General features: G+C 65.8%; 19 protein-coding genes and 1 pseudogene. 15 read left to right on the top strand and 5 right to left on the bottom strand.

Annotated elements, in window-relative coordinates:
* Window positions 1–257 precede the first annotated feature (257 nt).
* The 3 genes from ABIA40_RS17440 to ABIA40_RS17430 are packed head-to-tail and all read left to right on the top strand — an operon-like array spanning window position 258 to window position 3,220.
* A complete protein-coding gene (locus ABIA40_RS17440) occupies window positions 258–2,108 on the top strand; it encodes a HAMP domain-containing sensor histidine kinase (RefSeq protein WP_271545234.1) in 1,851 nt (616 codons plus the stop codon).
* Window positions 2,101–2,817, top strand: a complete 717-nt coding sequence (locus tag ABIA40_RS17435; protein ID WP_271545233.1) for a peptidoglycan-binding domain-containing protein — start codon at window positions 2,101–2,103, stop codon at window positions 2,815–2,817. Before ABIA40_RS17440 ends, ABIA40_RS17435 begins: the two co-directional genes overlap by 8 nt.
* A 58-nt stretch (window positions 2,818–2,875) precedes the next feature.
* Window positions 2,876–3,220 carry a DUF1491 family protein gene (locus tag ABIA40_RS17430; protein WP_157282434.1) on the top strand — a complete coding sequence of 115 codons (345 nt, stop codon included), beginning with the start codon at window positions 2,876–2,878 and terminating at the stop codon, window positions 3,218–3,220.
* Window positions 3,221–3,304: 84 nt separating this feature from the next.
* Here ABIA40_RS17430 and ABIA40_RS17425 read toward each other — a convergent pair whose 3' ends face one another.
* Window positions 3,305–4,279, bottom strand: coding sequence for a DUF2336 domain-containing protein (locus ABIA40_RS17425; RefSeq protein WP_275509084.1), 975 nt, complete (start codon window positions 4,277–4,279; stop codon window positions 3,305–3,307).
* Window positions 4,280–4,532: 253 nt separating this feature from the next.
* On the opposite strand from ABIA40_RS17425, the gene ABIA40_RS17420 reads away from it, so the two are divergent.
* From ABIA40_RS17420 to ABIA40_RS17395, 6 genes are all read left to right on the top strand, one after another.
* The gene (locus tag ABIA40_RS17420) at window positions 4,533–4,721 is read left to right on the top strand and encodes a hypothetical protein (RefSeq protein WP_271545229.1); all 189 of its coding nucleotides are present in this window, start codon (window positions 4,533–4,535) and stop codon (window positions 4,719–4,721) included.
* Between the two features lie 16 nt (window positions 4,722–4,737).
* Entirely contained in the window at window positions 4,738–5,499 is a 762-nt protein-coding gene (locus ABIA40_RS17415; RefSeq protein ID WP_036023191.1) for a hypothetical protein, read from the top strand.
* Window positions 5,500–5,711: 212 nt separating this feature from the next.
* On the top strand, window positions 5,712–9,113 hold the full coding sequence (locus ABIA40_RS17410; protein WP_404542396.1) for a CHAT domain-containing protein: 3,402 nt from the start codon (window positions 5,712–5,714) through the stop codon (window positions 9,111–9,113).
* A 24-nt stretch (window positions 9,114–9,137) separates the two neighbouring features.
* Window positions 9,138–9,581 (top strand): hypothetical protein, encoded by a 444-nt coding sequence (locus tag ABIA40_RS17405; protein WP_157282438.1) that lies wholly within the window; start codon window positions 9,138–9,140, stop codon window positions 9,579–9,581.
* Between the two features lie 8 nt (window positions 9,582–9,589).
* Window positions 9,590–9,787, top strand: coding sequence for a hypothetical protein (locus tag ABIA40_RS17400; protein ID WP_404542393.1), 198 nt, complete (start codon window positions 9,590–9,592; stop codon window positions 9,785–9,787).
* 2 nt (window positions 9,788–9,789) lie between these two features.
* Window positions 9,790–10,554 (top strand): hypothetical protein, encoded by a 765-nt coding sequence (locus ABIA40_RS17395; RefSeq protein WP_271545226.1) that lies wholly within the window; start codon window positions 9,790–9,792, stop codon window positions 10,552–10,554.
* Window positions 10,555–10,765: 211 nt separating this feature from the next.
* Here ABIA40_RS17395 and arsC read toward each other — a convergent pair whose 3' ends face one another.
* Genes arsC through ABIA40_RS17375 form a run of 4 tightly spaced genes read right to left on the bottom strand, consistent with a single transcriptional unit; the run spans window position 10,766 to window position 12,747 of the window.
* Complete coding sequence (gene arsC / locus ABIA40_RS17390) at window positions 10,766–11,167, bottom strand: arsenate reductase (glutaredoxin) (RefSeq protein ID WP_157282441.1); 402 nt, start codon at window positions 11,165–11,167, stop codon at window positions 10,766–10,768.
* Entirely contained in the window at window positions 11,164–11,865 is a 702-nt protein-coding gene (locus tag ABIA40_RS17385) for an aquaporin (RefSeq protein ID WP_404542389.1), read from the bottom strand. The genes arsC and ABIA40_RS17385 overlap by 4 nt, the downstream gene beginning before the upstream one ends.
* On the bottom strand, window positions 11,865–12,392 hold the full coding sequence (locus ABIA40_RS17380) for an arsenate reductase ArsC (RefSeq protein WP_404542387.1): 528 nt from the start codon (window positions 12,390–12,392) through the stop codon (window positions 11,865–11,867). Before ABIA40_RS17380 ends, ABIA40_RS17385 begins: the two co-directional genes overlap by 1 nt.
* Window positions 12,385–12,747, bottom strand: a complete 363-nt coding sequence (locus ABIA40_RS17375; RefSeq protein WP_275496505.1) for a helix-turn-helix transcriptional regulator — start codon at window positions 12,745–12,747, stop codon at window positions 12,385–12,387. Before ABIA40_RS17375 ends, ABIA40_RS17380 begins: the two co-directional genes overlap by 8 nt.
* A gap of 126 nt (window positions 12,748–12,873) precedes the next feature.
* On the opposite strand from ABIA40_RS17375, the gene ABIA40_RS17370 reads away from it, so the two are divergent.
* From ABIA40_RS17370 to ABIA40_RS17345, 6 genes and pseudogenes are all read left to right on the top strand, one after another.
* Complete coding sequence (locus ABIA40_RS17370; RefSeq protein ID WP_157282444.1) at window positions 12,874–13,191, top strand: helix-turn-helix transcriptional regulator; 318 nt, start codon at window positions 12,874–12,876, stop codon at window positions 13,189–13,191.
* Window positions 13,192–13,239: 48 nt separating this feature from the next.
* Window positions 13,240–14,601 carry an NAD(P)-binding domain-containing protein gene (locus ABIA40_RS17365; protein WP_404542384.1) on the top strand — a complete coding sequence of 454 codons (1,362 nt, stop codon included), beginning with the start codon at window positions 13,240–13,242 and terminating at the stop codon, window positions 14,599–14,601.
* Window positions 14,598–15,774, top strand: a pseudogene (locus ABIA40_RS17360) (MFS transporter). The gene ABIA40_RS17365 and the pseudogene ABIA40_RS17360 overlap by 4 nt, the downstream one beginning before the upstream one ends.
* Window positions 15,775–15,834: 60 nt before the next feature.
* Window positions 15,835–17,022 (top strand): MFS transporter, encoded by a 1,188-nt coding sequence (locus ABIA40_RS17355; RefSeq protein ID WP_271545661.1) that lies wholly within the window; start codon window positions 15,835–15,837, stop codon window positions 17,020–17,022.
* A 151-nt stretch (window positions 17,023–17,173) separates the two neighbouring features.
* The gene (locus ABIA40_RS17350; RefSeq protein ID WP_271545220.1) at window positions 17,174–17,536 is read left to right on the top strand and encodes a hypothetical protein; all 363 of its coding nucleotides are present in this window, start codon (window positions 17,174–17,176) and stop codon (window positions 17,534–17,536) included.
* Window positions 17,537–17,631: 95 nt separating this feature from the next.
* Window positions 17,632–18,024, top strand: a complete 393-nt coding sequence (locus ABIA40_RS17345) for a FixH family protein (protein ID WP_157282446.1) — start codon at window positions 17,632–17,634, stop codon at window positions 18,022–18,024.
* Window positions 18,025–18,434 lie beyond the last annotated feature (410 nt).

Below are 18,434 nucleotides of genomic sequence, written 5' to 3'. Positions count from 1 at the left end.
ACGCCACCGCCCGTGTTTCTGCCGGCCACCCCGCATCCACCAATTCGAAACCATGCGGAGCAGGGTGAAACCCTGCGTTCACCATTCGCAGCGAAGACGTCGCCAAATCGTCTAAAAAGCTCCGCGATAACGCGGTGTCCGGCCCCACGCTGTGCCGCCTTAGCACTCGTTTAAGGTCGCTCTGACACGGTAGCTCAACGACAAGGAGGCGTTCCGGCGCGTCTTCCAAGAGACGATTGAGCCGAAGCGCGAGACCCGTGACAGTTTTGAGTATCATCCGCGATTGTCTCGATGCACTGCTGCATCCCTCCGCGCGCTACGATGCGCTGATGCGCGCACGGCATCGCGCCTTCATGGCACCGCGGCTGCTCGGCAGCCTAGCCGCCTTCGCTGCATTTCCGGTCTATCTCGCCATGCGCGGCGCGCCGAGCGCGATCGAGGTCGCGGCCTTTGCCTGGCTGATCGCGCCGATCATGTTGTCCTGGTTCCTGTCGCGCACCGGCCGTTACGAGGGCGCGCACGTGCTGTCGTCGCTGGCGCTCGCCGGCCTGATCATGGCCGTCGCGATCACGACGGGCGGCATCGAATCCTTCGCCGCGGTCTGGCTGATCGTGGTTCCGCTCGAAGCTGCGCTGTCGGCCTCGCGCCGCGTCGCGGCGTTCGCCTCGCTGCTCGCGCTGTCCTGCGCCGGAATGCTGATCCTGGTGAGCCAGCTCGGCTGGTTGCCGGTGGTTGAGCCGAGTGCCGCCGAGCGCGGCGTGCTGATGGCTTTCGGCGTCACGTCTGCCACTCTTTATGCCGCCGGTCTCGCCTTCGGCGCGGAATCGCTCGCGCGCACCAGCGTTGCGCTGTTGTCGCGCGAGGAGGAGCGTTACCGCCTGCTGGCGCGCAACATGAGCGATGTCATCTCGCGGCATCAGCGCAACGGTGCGGTGCAATTCATCTCGCCGGCGGTGGAGGCCATGCTCGGCATGCAGGTGGCCCAACTGCTCGGCCACGGCCTGTTCGACCGCGTCCACGTCGCCGATCGGCCGGCCTATCTCACGGCACTGTCCGACGCGGCGCGCGGCGAGGTGCGCAGCGTCGAGTTCAGGCTGCGGCGCGAGCCCGCCGCCGAGCGCGGCCAGGTCGATTTCATCTGGGTCGAGATGCGCTGCCGTCCGCTCGATCAGGACGGCGCGCGTGACGTCACGTGCGAAGCCGAAGTCGTTGCCGTGATGCGCGACGTCACCGACCGCAAGCTTTTCGAGCAGGCGCTGGACCAGGCGCGCAGCGCCGCCGAAGCGGCCGATGCCGCCAAGACGCGCTTCCTCGCCACCATGAGCCACGAGCTGCGCACGCCGCTCAACGCCATCATCGGCTTCTCCGAGATGATCGCGCAGGAGCAGACCCTGATGCTGGGTGCTGCGCAGCGCAAGGAATACGCCCAGCTGATCAACGATTCCGGCCAGCACCTGCTGTCGGTCGTCAACGGCATCCTGGACATGTCGAAGATGGAATCGGGCAATTTCGAGATCGCGTCCGAGCCGTTCGCGCCGCGCGCTTCGCTATTGCATTGCTGCAATCTGCTGGCGCTGAAGGCGCGGGAGAACGGCATCGACCTGATCACCGACGCGCCGCAGGACCTGCCCGTCATGACTGGCGATCCCAGGGCCTTCAAGCAGATCGTGCTCAACCTCGTCGCCAACGCCATCAAGTTCACCGAGCGCGGCGGTCAGGTCTGCGTATCGGCCGCCGTGTCCGGTTCGCAGCTGACGCTGCGCATCAGCGACACCGGCGTCGGCATCGCGCCCGACGATCTCAAGCGCATTGGCGCACCGTTCTTCCAGGCCGGCACAACCTATCAGCGCCGTCACGAGGGCACCGGCCTTGGACTTTCGATCGTGAAGAGCCTCGTGGCGTTGCATCTCGGCGAATTGACGGTACAAAGCAGGTTGGGCGAGGGCACCGCGGTCACCGTCAAGTTGCCGCTCGTCTACACGCCGCCGCAAGCCAAGCCGGCCGAGCGCAAGATTGCGACGCTGACGCCGGCGCTGCGTCAGGATCTTCAGGACCAAGCTCACGACCAGTCTCAGGACCAACCCGCTCTGGTGAAGAAAAGTGCCTAAGAAGTCTGCCAAGGACGAAGCCGCTCCGCGCCGCCGTGGCGCCAAAGCTGCGGTCATCGACGTCGAGACCGAGCGCAACCTCGTGATGCGCGTGCTGCTGCACAGCCCCAAGGACACGCTGGCAGGCCTCGTCGCCGTCGCCGCGATCGCCGCGATCGTTGCCAATGCGCTGTTCCTCCAGACCGGCCGGCACCCCGCGCCGATGTTCGGCACGGTGATCAATCTTCCCGCGCCGTCGTCCGTGCCGCTGTCGAATCCCATGCCGCGTCCACGTCCCGTCGGCGCCGATACCTCGCCGCTCGAGCCGCGCGCCACCGAGTTCCGCGTCGAGCCCAAGCCTGTCGAGCCCAAACCCCCCGAGCGTGCCGCCGAGAAGCCGCCCGAGAAGCCGGTCGAGGCGACCGCCTCGACGCGCTCGAATGATCCGATGACCAATCTGGTCAAGGCGACCACTTCGACGCCGCCCGCGGCGCTGCGTCCGCCGGCGCCGATCCCGGCGCAAAGCCCGGCCGCACGCCGCATTGCCGGCGTGCAGCGCGCGCTGTCCGAATACGGCTACGGCAATCTGAAGATCACGGGCACCATGAGCGGCGAGACCCAGGCCGCGATCCAGAAATTCGAGCGCGAGCACAAGATGCAGGTGACCGGCCAGGTCTCCGACCGTCTGCTGCGCGAGCTCGCCGCCGCGATCGGCCGCCCGGTCGAATGATTGTCACGCTCCCGCGCAAGGCTGGTGCTGATGGCGGCACTGACCTATCGTACGATTCATGCGTTTGAAATCCAACATATGGGTCGCTGCTTACCTGCGCCGCTGCCAGACCGAGGGCGTGTTCGGCGCCGTGCGGCGTCGCGGTGCCGAGGAGGCGGGCGCGGTGTTCGTGAAGGTGTCGCTGCTCGACGGCAATGCGATGCTGTATGCGCCGGCGCCGCAGACCGTCTATGACGACGGCCGGCCGGTCGATCGCTTCTTCGTCCCTGTCGCGCCGCAGCCTCTGCCGGATCACACGATCGAGGAGCGGCTGACCAAGGAAATCCGCTTCGATCCGGATGCCTGGATCGTCGAGACCGAGGATCGCGCGGGCCGGCATTTTCTGGAATTGGCGAAGGCGTAGCCTCAACCGTCATTGCTCGCAATGATGGGGTTGGAGTTCGTTGCGTGCCTCACCGCTGCCGCTCGCTGAGGCGGCGTAAGCAAATCAGCGATCCGACGAATTAGTCCCCGTCCGCACCGCCGGGCTCGAGCCGGGCTGCACGCCCGGCCGCGTCTGGCTCGCGCCGGCACGTGCGCGCTGGCGCTCCCCGTCATGCAGCGAGGACTGATACTTCGCGCGGGTGACCGCGAGCGTCGAGCCGCGCCAGGCCGCCAGCATCACCAGCGCCGATCGCTCGGCGAGGCGGTCGTAGAGCCGCGACAGACGGTACACGGCGGTCACGGACGTGCCGATCTCCGGCTTGAAGAACAAGAGAATGCGCTGGAACACCGGGCTCGGCATGTCGAGCGCGCGCGCGGCGACGGCAAGCGCCTCGCCGCCGGCATCATCGACGATCTGGGCTGCAACGCGCGAGGGCAGGATCAGGCTGTCGCCGAGCTCGAAGGTGAAGCTTTCGATATCGCCCGCGATCGCCGCCATCTCCAGGATCTGGATCGCGCGTTTGGCGCGCACGGTCGGAATACGGGGGGCGGCTTTCAGCGGGGTCTGCGCCAGATTGTGCAGGATCAGCGCGCGCTCGGAGGCGCCGGCGCGGAAGAACATGTCGTGGATCTCGGCCGCCTCTTTCGGCTGCATCGCCAAGTTGGCGGCCATGCGTTGCTCGGCCTCGGTCGGCACGCGCGCCGAAGCAGACGCGCGCGGCGGGGCGGGGATCTCCCGGGCCAGTGGAACCCTGCGGCCTTCCTGGGTGGCGACCAGGCCTAGCTTCTGCAGGATCGGGACGGGCGTCTGCGGATAGACCGCGAGGCGGGCCTTGACGGCCGCGCGCGTCGCGTCGTCGACTTGGTCGATCAGCCGCGTGGCGAGTTCGACAAATTGCCGCTGCTCGTCGTCGCTGTGGGTGCTCGTCTGGACGTAGAGGTCGGTCAGCACGCGCAGCAGCGTCGGACGGACATCGACACCTTCGCGACGGGACAGGGTCATCAGCCCGTCGAATCCGGGAAACAGCGACTTGGTCATGGAGGCGTACGCAACTCGGGAAAGACTTGGTGGCGAGCCTAGCGCAGCTTCGTTTAAAGCCTCGTTAAGGAAAACGAGGCGTGAAGCCGGCCCTGCAATTTGAGGCGTTGTCGTGCCGCAACGGGACGGCGCGGCGCGGTCCGTGCGGCTACGGTTGAAGCGGCCCGTTTACACCCCGTTAACCATGAGCTGATCTTAATGAATGCATGTTGCAGGGGCGCGTTCGGTCGCGCGGCAATTGAAGAGAGCTGACATGGGGACCATCATCGAATTTCCGGCCGGTCGCCGGGTGGGCTCGTCGGGGGATGTCGCTCCGCGCGCGGACATGGGAATGGTCCTGATCCTTCCCGTGATTCGAATCGAGCGCGAGGCGGACGAAACCAGCGGCGATCGCGGGCCGGAGCAGGGCACAGCGCCGGGGCGCCGTCGTCGCCGCCGCTGACATCCGGCTTCATGCAATGCCGGACGTCATCCGCCAGATCCGGCCTGTCCTATCGGCCGTCCTGCTCACGCTGCTGGGCGCCTTGCTCGCGGCGTGTAGCGGCGGCGACTTCGGCCGCACCCGCGAGAGCATGCGCAGCGACGACATGCATCGCTGGCTCGGTGCGGAGGTCACCTCCAGCGTCGGCCTGAGACCATCGCAGTTCCAGCTCACCGACGAAGAGCGCCAGCTCCGCGATCTCGCCTATCCCATGATCGAGCCGCCGCTATCGCGCCCCGCATGGAAGAGCGTGTTCGGCGACTACAAGGCGCTGCCCTCGCCGTGGCGGCAGAAGGTCGTGTTCGACCGCACCATGTACGGGCGCACGCTGATCGACGAGCCGCACCGCTCGCATTCCTCGCGCTACGCGCAGCTGATCGAGGACGTGCGCAACGACATCACCCGCTTCGAGCCGTTCTTCGCATCCGCGATCCGCGTCATCGATCTCGACAGGAAGCGCGATGCGAGCATGGCGCGTGTCTCCGCGCTGTCGCCGAGGGAGAGAGACGACGCGGTCGCGCGCATGCAGGAGAACTCGCTGATCATCCAGTGGGTGCAGCAATGCCTGGAGCAGCGCATCTCGTCCTACCGCTGGGCGCTGGAGCGCCTGGTGATCCAGGCTCCCGACGGCATGGCCGCCGATGCCGACCGCCTGATCGGCGAGCTCGCCGCCCAAACCGCCAATCCGCCGGTCCAGGGGCAACCGCCCTATGGTCGCGCGGTGGTCTCGAAGGGCTAAGCACGCGTTCTCTGCCTGTCGAGCGCGGCCGCCCCGCGGCCGATCGGCCCGATTCCCCGGGCCGCCTGACCGGTTCCACGTGACCGTGCCGCCTGTAGCCGCCCGACCCGTCGAGGACTCCGGGAACCGCATTGATGGCCCTTGTCCTTCCGCGCAGGCCGGATAGGATCGCCTCGTTTCTTCGAATTCATTTTATCCAAAGGTCCTTCGAGATGAGCTTAAACGCCGCGCATCCGCGCAAGAGCCGTCTGGACATTTCCTCGCGCCACCTGTTGGCAGTTGCCATTCTGCTCGGATCGACCTGCTCCGCGACCGCGCTGACCAAGGAAGCAGCGCTCGAGAATTGCCGGATGAGCGTCGGCAAGCCGATCGTGCAGGCCTGCATGCGCGCCGGCGGCGCCAATGTCGAAGCTTGCCGCGCCAAGGCCTCGCCCCAGGTCAGGGCCTGCACATTGGCGGCGCTGAACGCCGCCAATGGCCGCGCCAATGTCGCCGTCGAGCTTCCCAAGGAAACGGCGCCCAAGCTTGAAGCCGGCACGGCACTGCCGAAGGATTTCGTCGCCCCGCCGCGCAGCATCTCCGACATCACGGCGATCCTCGACGGCGATAAGCCCAACGAGAAGATGATCGCGGAATTGAAGTCGGAGGCCGACTCCGTGCCCACGGGCAAGGAGTCCCGCCAGGACCTCGCGCAGCTCTATTTCGATCGCGCCAATGCACGCGCGCAGCTCGGCCGGCTCGCCGAAGCGATGGCTGACGCCGACAAGGCCGTGGAGGTCGGGCGCGGCGCCGTCGGCCCGAATTTGCTGGGGCGCATGTTGCAGCTCCAGTCCCTGCAACACTCGCTCGCGGGCGATCCGAAGCGCGCGCTCGAGATCATGCAGAGACTTTTGCGCGAATCGGCCAGCATGCCGGGCGCCAAGGGATTTCAGTTCGTGACGAACCGCGGGATCGCGGTCGTTCTCATCCAGATGGGCGACCTCGCACAGGCCGAAGCCTATCTCCGCCGCAGCCAGACCGCGATCCAGGAGGCCCGCACCAGCGGCCATCCCAATTGGCGTGCGGCCTATGCGAAGTTTGGCCAGAGCTGGGAAGGCGAGCTGGAGCTCACTCGCGCCGCGATCTTCGAGGCGCGCGGACAGTTCGCAGACGCCGAGGCCGCCTATCGCACCGCCGAGCTGCGCAAGCGCGCAAGCACGAAGGCGATCATGGCGTCGGACAGTGCGCCGGCCGAGACCCTTCTGCTGCAGGCGATCGATGGCACCGTGTTGAGCCAGGCGCGCATGAAGGCGAAGCAGGGCAAGTTGGCCGAGGCCGAGGTGGACGCGCGCCGCGCGCTGCTGTCGCGCCTGAAGGATACCGGCAAGTACAATCCGGTTACGCCGCGCTTCGTCATGGGCATGGCGGGCATTTTGGTCGATCAGGGCCGCTACGAAGAGGCCGAGAAGCTCGGCCGTGTCGCCCTCGATATCAACAAGACCGTGGGTGTGCCCGAGGATTCGCAGGCGACGGTGCAATTGCTGTCGCAGCTCGCGGGCATCCTGACGCTTCGCCGCCAGAACGCCGAAGCGGGCGAAATGTTTGCGAGGATAGAAAAGGCCGTCGCCGGCTGGGACCCGCAGCGCCGCCAGGTGTTCGAGCTCAATCCCTCTCGCATCCTGTCCCTCTATGATTCCGGACAGCTGGACGCCGGCATTGCCGCCGCGGAGCAGCTCGTGAAGAGGCAGATCGCCCGGGTGGGGGAGAATCATTTCGACGCCGCCTCGGCACGCGGCACGCTGGCGGTCGGATTGATGCGCGCCCGCCGCGATGCCGACGCAATCCGCGAGTTTAGGGCCGCCATTCCGGTGATGATGGCGAGCGCCAACGATAACGCCGACGACGAGAACACGACGGTGGTGGCCGCGCGCAGCCAGCGGCTGCAGACCATCGTCGAGAGCTATCTGCTGCTGCTCGGCAAGGTGGAAGGAGGCGGCACCAATGTCGGCGAAGAGACGTTCAGCCTGGCCGATGCCGTCCGCGGGCGCTCGGTGCAGCAGGCGCTGGCTGCCTCGAGTGCGCGTGCGGCGGCAAAGGATCCCGCGCTCGCCGAGCTCGTGCGGAAAGAGCAGGATCTGAGCAAGCAGGTCAACGCCCAGCTCGGTACGCTTAACAACGTGCTCGCGCTTCCCGCAGCGGAACGCGACGAGAAAGGCGTGCAGCAGATACAGGCCTCGATTGCAGCGTTGCGCGGCCAGCGCGACAAGGCGCGCCAGGAGATCAAGCAGAAATTCCCGATCTATGCCGATCTCGTCTCGCCCAGGCCGCCGAGCGTCGCCGAGATCCGCGCGACGCTGACCGACGGCGAGGCCATGCTGTCGTTCTATTTCGGCCAGAACGGCAGCTTCGTCTGGGCCGTGCCGAAGTCGGGGCCGGTGGCATTCGCCGCCGTCCAGGCCAGGATCGGCGACATCGAGAGCAAGATACGCAAGCTGCGTGAAGCGCTCGAGCCACAGGCTGCGATGATCTCGGACATTCCACCGTTCGATCTCGAGCTCGGCCATGAGTTGTACGAACTGCTGCTCAAGCCGGTCGAGAGCGGCTGGAAGCCGGCCAAGAACCTGATCGTCGTCACCAACGGTGCGCTGGGCCTGCTGCCGCTCGCCTTGTTGCCGACGGCACCGGCGGAGGTGGCCGCCGACGAAGACCCGCTCTTCGTCGGTTATCGCAACGTGCCGTGGCTGGCGCGAACCCATGCCGTGTCGACGGTGCCGTCGGCGGCGGCGCTGCGCACGCTGCGGCAGTTGCCGCCCGGCAAGCCCGGCCGCGGCGACCTCGTCGCGTTCGGCGATCCCTATTTCAACAGCGATCAGCACGCCGAGGCGGAAGGCACGGGTGAGAAGATTCAGCTCGCCGATGCCGGCGGCAACATCACGCGCGGCGGGCCGCTGAAGCGGCGCAACAGTCCCAAGCTAGACGGCGTCGACAGCGCCGAACTCGGTCTGCTGCCTCGGCTTCCCGATACCGCCGATGAGTTGAAGTCGATCGCGCTGGCCTTGCAGGCGGATCCCTCGAAGGTGCTGTTTCTCGGCAAGAGCGCGACCGAGAGCGCGGTGAAGACCATGAATCTCTCCGGCTTCAGGATCCTGGCCTTTGCGACCCACGGTCTGGTCCCGGGCGAACTCAACGGACTGACGCAACCGGCGCTCGCTCTGTCGTCGCCGGTGGTGACGGGCGAGGGTGGCGACGGACTGCTGACGATGGAAGAGATTCTCGGTCTCAAGCTCGATGCGGACTGGGTCGTCCTGTCGGCCTGCAATACCGGCGCCGGCGCAGGCGCTGGGGCCGAGGCGGCCTCCGGGCTGGGCCGCGCGTTCTTCTACGCCGGCACGCGCGCCCTGCTGGTGACGAACTGGTCGGTGCACTCCCAGTCGGCACGGCAATTGGTGACGGACCTGTTCAAGCGGCAAGCCGACGATCCCAAGCTGTCGCGCAGCGAAGCGCTGCGCCAGGCGACGATGGCTCTTGTCGATGGTCCCGGCTATCTCAACAGCGAGGGCAAGACAGAGTTTGCCTATGCGCATCCGCTGTTCTGGGCGCCTTACACGATCATCGGCGATGGCGGCTTGCGTTGACGAATGGGAAAGGGGGCAAGGAAAATGAAGCGGAATGCTCTACTGGCTCTGGTGGTTGCGGGTCTGTTGGCCGCGGGATCCTCGCGCGCCGCGCCATTGATCACGGAAGAGGAGGCCAAGCTGCCGCCTCCCAAAGGCGCGGTCGCCGTCGATCAGCGCGGCATCATGCGCGGCCCGAAAATCGAGTTCGTCTCGCCGGGCGCTCCCGCGAATTCTCCTCTGCGGCTGGTGTTGAAATTCCAGTCCTATGGCGGGGCCAAGATCGATCCGGAATCGGTCAAGGTGATCTTCCTCCGAACGCCGAACGTCGACCTGACGCCTCGGGTCAAGCCCTTCGTGCAGCCAGATGGCATCAACATGCAGGATGCGGAGTTGCCGCCGGGCGAGTACACGATGCGTATCGACATCAAGGACAGCGATGGCCGGCCGGGCACGACCGTCTTCACCCTGAAGGTTGCGCCCAAGTGAGCTCGCAAGTGACGTGCCCCTACTGTCGGTCCGAAGGTGCCGAGGGTGCGCTGGTCTGCGCCTCGTGCGGGCGCGACATCGGCGTTCCGGCCACGCTGCTTGCCGAGCGCGACGATCTCTTGCGCAAGCGCGAGGATCTGCGCGATGAACTGAAGCGGGCCAGAGGCGAGATCGAAGCCATTATGAGGCGAGGGAAGTCGCGCTAGCGATGGAATGTCCGTTCTGCGCCGAGACGATCAAGGACGAAGCCATCGCGTGCAAGCATTGTTCGCGCGACTTGCGTGTCGTGCGGCCGACGCTCCTCGAGATCGACGAGATCGTTGCCGAGTTGGACAAGCTCAGACGGGATCTCGATCGCGTCAACGTCCGTCTGGAGCGCTACAACAATCCGTTACGCTATTACGGAACGCATGCGGTGCTTTATGTCGCGATCCCATCCCTGCTGCTGGTGATCGCGCATGTGCTTGTGACCATCACCTTCAACATGTCCCCGATCCCGCTCCGGATTGCATCGATCGCCATACCGCTGCTGTTCGGCTTCGTGGCCTATCCGTTGCACCGGGTATCCGCCCTGACGGCGTTCGTGCTGGCGTTCCTGGCAGCGGCCGTCAGCGTCCTGTCAATGCTGACGGTTACGGGGATCCATGACCATGTTCCGATCCTTCCGACGATCTGGATCGAATGGCGTGAAGTGTTCGAGTATGGCGCGAGCATCCTGCTCGCCTTCGTCTCGGGCAACATCCTCAGCGTCGTGATCTTCCAGATCGTGCCGCGCGTGCTGACCCAGGGCGGCAAGCCGAACGCTTTCGCATTCAGGGTAGCGCGGCTGCTCGGGCAGCATGTCGGCGAGGAACAGCTGCGCCGTCGTGCCCGCTTGATACAGGACCTCATGCAGACCGCGGGGCCGCTCGCCGGCGTTGCCGCGACCGGCGTCGGCTCGATCTATGCGGGATTGAAGGGCTTGCTGGGCTAGCTCGACTGCACGTCCTCAGGCGCGCAGGGCTATCGCATATGAGATGTCGGCTATGGGCACCGACTCTCTCCACGGCGTCATGGCCGGGCTTGTCCCGGCCATCCACGCCTCTCCACGCGGCGCAAAGAACGTGGATGCCCGGGACAAGCCCGGGCATGACGGCTCTGCAAAATCCAAATGCGATAGCCCTGCTCACGCCGCGCCTGCAGGCCTAGCGCGCTTCCACCACTTCACCGTCTTCCTTCACGAAGCGGCCGACCGGATTGTCCAGGAGATCGACCACGGCTTCCGACGGCCGGCACAAGCGCGTGCCCTTTGGCGTCACCACGATCGGCCGGTTGATGAGGATAGGGTGGGCGATCATGACCTCGAGGAGCTGCTCATCGCTCCATTTGGGATCGTCCAGGCCGAGCTCCTTGTAAGGTGTTCCCTTCTCGCGCAGCAGCGCGCGAACCGGAATGCCCATGCTCGCGATCAGTTCCTTGAGCTTGTCCCGCGAGGGCGGAGTCTTCAGATATTCGATGACATCAGGCTCGACGCCGCTCTGCCGGATCATCGCCAGCGTGTTGCGCGAGGTGCCGCAGGCCGGATTGTGATAGATCGTGACGGTCATCGAGCTGTCTCCGTGATTGCGACCGAGGCGGACGCGCGTGAGCGGCCGAGCAACCAGTTCATCAGCAGCATGCCGGCGAAGGCGCCGCAGAGTTCCGCGAGGATGAATCCGGGCAGGTCAAGGGGGCGGATGCCGGCGAACGTGTTCGTCAGCGACCTTGCGATGGCCACCGCAGGGTTGGCAAACGACGTGGAAGCCGTGAACCAATAGGCGGCCGTGATGTAAAGGCCCACCAGCCAGGGGATGGCCGTCCGCTGAAACCGGATGCCGGCCAGGATCGTCGCGACCAGCCCGAACGCAGCGATCGCTTCGGCGAACCATTGCGGCCCTCCGGTTCGGACCTTCGTCGAGAGGTCGAGCAGCGGCAGGCCGAACATCAGATGCGCCGCCAGCGTTCCCGCGATGCCGCCGGCGATCTGCGCGACTATGTACAACGCAGCCTCGTATCCCGGCAGCTCGCGCTGGCCTGTGAAGACGAGCGTCACTGCGGGATTGAAATGTGCGCCGGAGATCGGACCGAGCACCGTGATGAGAACGACCAGGATGGCGCCGGTCGGCAAGGTGTTGCAGAGCAGCGCAAGTGCGACGTCCTTGGTCAGCGTTTCCGCCATGATGCCGGAGCCGACCACGGTGGCGACGAGAATGCCCGTGCCGAGCGCTTCGGCCGCAAGGCGCCGCGGGAGATCGAAATTGTCCATCAGCCGGCCTTCGGCGCCAAATCGGTTGCACCTTCGGAGCGGCCGATTTCGCGCAGCTTGGTGCCGAGCGAAAGCTTGTCGATGCTCCTCAGCGGGAGGTTCACGAATGTAGCGATGCGGTTTCTCAGATAACGAAACGCGGTGACGAATGCCGCCTGTTTCTCCAGTTCTGACCCCTCTGTCGCGGCAGGATCCTCGATGCCCCAATGTGCCGTCATCGGCTGGCCCGGCCAGATCGGACAGGACTCGCCCGCCGCGTTGTCGCAGACCGTGAAGACGAAATCCATCACCGGTGCATCCGCAGCGGCAAATTCCAGCCAGCTTTTCGAGCGCATTCCGTCCGTGGGATAGCCCATCTGTTCCAGCGTGCGCAACGCCAGCGGATGGACTGCGCCTTTCGGGGCGCTGCCGGCGGAGAAGGACTGAAAACGGCGGCCGCCGTCCTTGCGCAGGATCGACTCAGCCAGGATCGATCGCGCCGAGTTGCCGGTGCATAGGAACAAGACGTTAAACCTGTGATCAGACACGGCTTCGCTCCTTTCGTTTTGGCGAGCAGCACGATTGCAAGGTCTCGACGACGGGCTCGCAGACCTCCGGCCGTCCGCCGCAGCAATCGCGCAGCAGGAAGAGCGCGACGTCGCGAAATTCGCCGAGATTGGCGCGGTAGACGATTGAGCGGCTGTGCCGCTCGGAAGACACGAGGCCGGCGCGGCTCAGAATCGACAGATGCGCCGACAGCGTATTTTGCGGGACTTCCAAGAGGCGCGCGAGGTCGCCGGCCGCAAGACCTTCAGGCTCGTGACTGACCAGCGTCCGGAATGCCTCCAGACGGGTCGGTTGGGACAGCGCGGCGAGCGCCAGAACGGCTTGTTCAGTTTCCATATATCCAGATTTATGGAATTATCGAGGGCGAGTCAATCTGGAAGCCTCGGCCATGGCAGGTGTTAATTTCGAATATTCTAGAAATATCGTTTGACACCCGATGTGCACGGGCGCATCTTCGCCCTCATGAAGATCGACGACGCAGCAGCACGCCTGGAAGCCCTCGGAAATCGGACCCGCCTGCAGATCTATCGTGCGCTGGTTCGGGCCGGGCACGCGGGCATGCCGGTCGGCCGACTGCAGGACAAGCTGAAGATCCCGGCCTCGACTCTGTCGCACCACATCAAGACCCTGGTCTCGGTCGGACTGGTCAGTCAGAGCAGGGAATCGACGACCCTGATCTGCCGCGCGAATTTCGATGGCATGCGGGGTCTGGTCGACTTCCTGGCTGCGGAGTGCTGTGCGGAAGAAGCGGGTTGCAAGGAGGCGCAGACCGCAGCCTGATTGATTTGGCCAATTATTCCATAATTCTAGAAGGATGGAGAGCTCGGAATGGACAAGACCGTAGCCATCATCGGGGCGGGGCCGGTCGGCCTCGCGGCCGCCGCTCATGTGCGCGAACGCGGCATGTCCCCGGTCGTGCTCGAAGCCGGACCCGAGGCCGGGCATGCGGTGCGGCAATGGCAGCACGTCCAGCTCTTCTCGCCGTGGGAATACAATGTCGACAAGGCCGCGGCGCGCCTGCTTGCGCCGACGGGATGGAATTCGCCGGATCCAAGCTCCTATCCGACCGGCGGCGAACTGATCGAGCGCTATCTCGCGCCGCTGGCAACGCGAACGCCGCTGCGCGAGACGATCCGGACCTCGAGCCGCGTCACGGCGATCAGCCGCGCCGGCTTCGACAAGGCGAAGAGCAAGGGGCGAGGCCAAGCGCCGTTCGAAATCCGCTACCAGAACGGCAAAGGCGACGAGGTGCTGAACGCTGATGCCGTCATCGACGTCTCCGGCACGTGGTTCTCGCCCAATCCCGCCGGCAGCAACGGTCTGCCAGCGTTCGGCGAACGCGAATGCGCCGGCCGCATCGTCTATGGCATGCCGGCCGTGCAAGGCTCCGCTCGCGACAGATACGCCGGGAAGACCGTGGCCGTGCTCGGTGCCGGCCATTCCGCCCTGGGTACGCTGATCGATCTTGCGCAGCTTGCCGAGGAGGAGCCGGGCACCAGGCCCGTTTGGTTGCTGCGCGGCGACGATCCGGCAAAGACCTTCGGCGGCGGCCGCAACGACAAGCTTGCCGCGCGCGGCGAGCTGGGGTCAGCCTTCGCCGCGCTCGTGACTGCCGGAAAAATTGCGGTCGAGACCGGCTTCGCTGTCACCCACATTTCGGAGCTCGAAAGCCGCCTCAGGATTTCGGCAGGCGCCGCCTCTGCTGCGCGGAGTGTGATTGCGGATGAGCTGGTGGTGTCGACCGGCTTCCGGCCCGATCTCTCGTTTCTGTCCGAGCTGCGGCTGCGGCTCGATCCGGCGATCGAGGCGCCCCTCGCGCTCGCGCCGCTCATCGACCCCAACGAGCATAGCTGCGGAACGGTGCGGCCTCACGGCGCGCGCGAGCTGGCGCATGATGAGCCGGGCTTTTATCTCGCGGGCATGAAATCCTATGGACGTGCGCCGACCTTCCTGATGATGACCGGATACGAGCAGGTCCGATCGATCGCCGCCGACATCGCCGGCGACAAGGCGGCCGCGGCACGGGTCGAGCTCGTGCTGCCGGAGACCGGCGTCTGCACACGCGCCGGCGTGGAGTCCGCGGGCGCGGCGGGATGTTGCGGCGGTCCGGCCAAGGTCGAAGCGTCGGCCTGCTGTGCCGCCGATGAATCCGCGAAGAAGGCGGGCGGTGCGGGGTGCGGTTGCTCATGAGCCGAGGCACTGCGGGCCCGCTCACCGTCGTCATCGCGCTCGGCACCGCGCAGACCATCGCGTGGGCGTCGAGCTATTATCTTCCTGCGATCCTCGCCGCGCCGATCGCGAGCGATCTCGGACTTGCGCCGACTTACGTGTTCGGCGCGCTGTCGGGAGCGCTCATCATCTCCGGCCTGATTGGTCCGAGAGTTGGGCACGCCATCGATACGTTCGGTGGGCGCAGCATGCTTGCCGTCTCGAACCTCGTTTTCGCGGCTGGCTTGCTGCTGCTGTCCGCGGCCTATGGCATAGCGGGTGCTGATCGCAGCCTGGACACTGCTCGGCATCGGCATGGGCATGGGCCTCTATGAAGCCGCGTTCGCGACGCTGGCGCGCATTTACGGCGCCAATGCGCGACGAACGATCACCGGCATCACCCTGATCGCCGGTTTCGCCAGCACACTCGGCTGGCCACTCACGACCTGGCTCGCCACGGAGTACGGCTGGCGCGCGGCCTGCCAGCTTTGGGCGGTGATCCACATCGGCCTTGCCTTGCCGCTCAACCTTGCGCTGCCCCGTGCCGCTCCGTTACAGCAGGAGGCCGGGCCGAGCACCGGCGCAAGCCAGCAACCCGGCGGTCAGAGCGAAACTTTCGCAATGATACTGCTGGCGTACATGTTTGCGGCCGCGAGTTTTGTCAGCTCCGGAGTCTCGGCCATCCTGCCCACCATGCTGGTTGCGTTCGGCGCCACGCCAGCACAGGCCTTGCTGGCAGGAGCATTGGTCGGACCCGCGCAAGTCGGTGCCCGCCTTCTGGAAGCCGGATGGCTTGGCCGGTTTCATCCGCTGCTGTCGGCGAGGCTCGCCATGCTCATGAATCCGATCGGCGTGTTGGCGCTGGTCGCGGGCGGCCCCTTGCTCGCACCGGTCTTCACGGTGCTGTATGGCGCCGGTAACGGCATCATCACCATTGCCCGCGGTACGCTGCCATTGGCGCTGTTTGGGCCGGTCGGGTTCGGCAGGCGTGTCGGGATGATTTCGCTGCCTTCCAGGGCAACGGGCGCTTTCGCGCCCCTTGCGCTGGGACTGATGGTGGAGCATCTCGGCAGCAGCGCGCTCTGGATCGGCGCGCTGGCCTCGGTCTCTGCGTTCCTCGCGCTTCTGCTGCTTCGTGGGGGTCAGACGGAATGAGTCCCTGTCCGATGGGAGGAGAACATTCGTAGCTTGCGCGGCTGGCCGCTGATTGCGGTGATGTGTATCGGCCAGCTCGGCAATCTGCTGCCGCACGTGACGTTATCCGCGAATCTGGCCCAGCATCTGATGCCGGCATGGGGATTGTCGGCCGCCGAGGGCGGGATGATGGCGAGCGGCTACGCGTTTGGCTACATGCTGGCGGTGCCCGTGCTGACGACGCTGACCGATCGCATCGACGCACGGCTCGTGCTCCTCGGCGGCTCTGTCGTCAGCGGACTTGCGACCGTCGCCTTTGGCATCTTCGCGCAAGGCTTCTGGTCGGGGACCATCATCTGGTCGCTCGCCGGCCTTGGCTTTGCCGGTGCCTACATGCCCGGGCTCAAGGCACTGACGGACCGGCTGCCCGCCGGCGACACCTCGCGGGCGGTCACGCTCTACACGTCGAGCTTCTCGGTGGGCGTCGGCCTGTCGTTCCTGATCGCCCAAGTCCTCGCCGACGGCTGGGGATGGCGGACCGCGTTCTACGTGACCGGCATCGGTCCCATCGCGATGGTGGTCGCGTGTCTCTTGATCGATAGCCGCAGTCCCGCTCCAAGAGCGGGGCGCCTTTTGAACTTTGCGCCCGTCTTCGCCAACCGCGAGGCGCTCGGTTACATCTTCGGCTACGGCGCGCACTGCTTCGAGCTCTACGGCATTCGCACCTGGCTGGTCGGCTTCTGGACCTACGTCGTCGCGCATCAGGGCGCGCCCTCATGGCTAAGCCCGGTCCTGATGAGCTTCTGCTTTGCAGTGATCTCCATGCCGGCCAGCATCCTCGGCAACGAGGCCGCACTGAAATTCGGGCGACATCGGGCGATCACGGTGGTGATGATCGCCTCGGCTTGCGTTGCCCTCGTCATCGGCCTGAATGCGACGGCTCCGGCATGGGTGCTGGCGCTGCTGCTGATGATGTATGGCCTGACGGTACCGGCGGATTCCGGTGCATTGACAGCCGGGACGTCGGCCGCGGCTGTCTCGGAGCATCGCGGGGCGACTCTCGCCCTGCATTCGACCGTCGGGTTCGGCTTATCGGCAATCGGAGCCTGGGGAACCGGGGTTGCCCTCGATGCCGCTGGTGGTCCCCAGCGTGCAGAGGGCTGGCTGCTGGCCTTCATCGTGCTCGCGGCCGGGATCGCACTCGGCCCGCTCGCCTTGCTATGGTCGCGGACGGCTCGGTCCGACGAGCTGGTATCGAGGTCGCAATAGGCGAGGCAGGATGCGGGCGATCGGCCTGACGGGCCTCGGAGCCTTGGTCACGAATGCTTGACCTTGATCAAAGAATGCTTTCGGCCGCAGACTATGGTACTCAGGCAGCGTTGCGGCTCCAAAGGTATCCAAAAGGTTAAAAGCACGTTTCATGCGGATCGTTCGGACCATCCTGGCACTCGCCATCGCCATATCCCTGGCGATGCTGCCGGCTGGCGCGTCCGCATCCGGCTTCGCGATGTCGTCGGGTGACATGCAGGCGGCCATGCAGGCCGGCGGCGACGGCGACATGTCGATGGACGATTGTTGTCCCGACATGAAGGGTACGGGTTCCGACACCGGCTACAAGTGCGGGATGGGCTTCTGCTGTGTCGGCGGCACCGTCGCACTGGCGGACATTCGTCCGCTGGCTTTCGAATTCCTTGCCGTCGCGGCAGCGGAAACGGCCATTCCTGCCGATCAGGTCGTCGACTCTCGCGGCGGCAGTCCTCCCTTCCGGCCTCCTCGAATCTGATCTCTCCAAAGACGCGCGCGGGCACGCCCCGCGCGGCGATGACTGATGTGCGCGTTCCTGCGTCGCGGTCGAGATCAATTCATGAGGACAGGACAATGCTTTCCAAGTTCAGCACTGCGGCTGTTGCCGCCACCCTTTCGCTCGCCGCTTCAGTCGCTCTGGCGGGTGCCGGCGATTACGCCTTCGAGCCGGTCAATGCCGAGATGAAGAAGGGCGACGACGTCACGCTCGCCGTTCGCTTGACCAACAAGCAGACCGGCAAGCCGGTGCTTGATGCCGTCATCTTCAAGACGCGCGTCGACATGGCTCCGGACGGCATGGCCGAGATGGAATCGGCGGTCGCGCCGCTGCCCTCCAAGGAGCCGGGCGTCTACGCCTTTAAGACGGACCTGCCGATGGCCGGCCGCTATCAGGTCACGCTCTCGGCGAAGGTGCAAGGCGAGCCTGAGACGGTCACCGGCAAGGTCATCGTCAAGGCGACCAAGTGAGCTTTCGGGCGCCGTTGGACGGCGCCCGAACTTCTCTTTCCCATTCAGATGGACGCGCGCTCCGAGCGCGCGAAACAACCATGAAGACGTTGCGTCTGTTGACGACTCTCGCTCTCGGCAGTGGCCTCGCCCTTGGCGCGTACTGGTTCTCGAACGAGGGGCGCTGGTCGGTCCATGCCGAGGTGACCCCGGCTGCGGCGCCAGCGGACCGGACTCCGCTCTACTATCGCGATCCGAGCGGCGCGCCGCTTTGGTCCGCCGGGCCAAAGAAGGACGACCGCGGGCGGGACTATCTGCCGGTCTATGATGACGACAAGGCCGCCCAGGCAGAGCCGAAGCCACCACAGGCGGCTTCATCGCGAAAAATCCTCTACTTACCGCAATCCGATGGGGTTGCCCGACACCTCGCC

The organism is Bradyrhizobium sp. USDA 223, assembly GCF_044909005.1.
Taxonomy (GTDB): domain Bacteria; phylum Pseudomonadota; class Alphaproteobacteria; order Rhizobiales; family Xanthobacteraceae; genus Bradyrhizobium; species Bradyrhizobium yuanmingense.
The sequence above is the reverse complement of the archived record's forward strand: the minus strand, read 5'-3'. Positions and strand labels throughout refer to the sequence as shown.

Excerpts from the sequence above, each read along its gene's own strand:
- ABIA40_RS17430 (WP_157282434.1), top strand. The coding sequence starts at position 2,876 with ATGCGTTTGAAATCCAACATATGGGTCGCTGCTTACCTGCGCCGCTGC.
- ABIA40_RS17425 (WP_275509084.1), bottom strand. The coding sequence starts at position 4,279 with ATGACCAAGTCGCTGTTTCCCGGATTCGACGGGCTGATGACCCTGTCC.
- ABIA40_RS17420 (WP_271545229.1), top strand. The coding sequence starts at position 4,533 with ATGGGGACCATCATCGAATTTCCGGCCGGTCGCCGGGTGGGCTCGTCG.
- ABIA40_RS17415 (WP_036023191.1), top strand. The coding sequence starts at position 4,738 with ATGCCGGACGTCATCCGCCAGATCCGGCCTGTCCTATCGGCCGTCCTG.
- ABIA40_RS17410 (WP_404542396.1), top strand. The coding sequence starts at position 5,712 with ATGAGCTTAAACGCCGCGCATCCGCGCAAGAGCCGTCTGGACATTTCC.
- ABIA40_RS17405 (WP_157282438.1), top strand. The coding sequence starts at position 9,138 with ATGAAGCGGAATGCTCTACTGGCTCTGGTGGTTGCGGGTCTGTTGGCC.
- ABIA40_RS17395 (WP_271545226.1), top strand. The coding sequence starts at position 9,790 with ATGGAATGTCCGTTCTGCGCCGAGACGATCAAGGACGAAGCCATCGCG.
- arsC (WP_157282441.1), bottom strand. The coding sequence starts at position 11,167 with ATGACCGTCACGATCTATCACAATCCGGCCTGCGGCACCTCGCGCAAC.
- ABIA40_RS17385 (WP_404542389.1), bottom strand. The coding sequence starts at position 11,865 with ATGGACAATTTCGATCTCCCGCGGCGCCTTGCGGCCGAAGCGCTCGGC.
- ABIA40_RS17375 (WP_275496505.1), bottom strand. The coding sequence starts at position 12,747 with ATGGAAACTGAACAAGCCGTTCTGGCGCTCGCCGCGCTGTCCCAACCG.
- ABIA40_RS17370 (WP_157282444.1), top strand. The coding sequence starts at position 12,874 with ATGAAGATCGACGACGCAGCAGCACGCCTGGAAGCCCTCGGAAATCGG.
- ABIA40_RS17365 (WP_404542384.1), top strand. The coding sequence starts at position 13,240 with ATGGACAAGACCGTAGCCATCATCGGGGCGGGGCCGGTCGGCCTCGCG.
- ABIA40_RS17355 (WP_271545661.1), top strand. The coding sequence starts at position 15,835 with ATGTGTATCGGCCAGCTCGGCAATCTGCTGCCGCACGTGACGTTATCC.
- ABIA40_RS17350 (WP_271545220.1), top strand. The coding sequence starts at position 17,174 with ATGCGGATCGTTCGGACCATCCTGGCACTCGCCATCGCCATATCCCTG.
- ABIA40_RS17345 (WP_157282446.1), top strand. The coding sequence starts at position 17,632 with ATGCTTTCCAAGTTCAGCACTGCGGCTGTTGCCGCCACCCTTTCGCTC.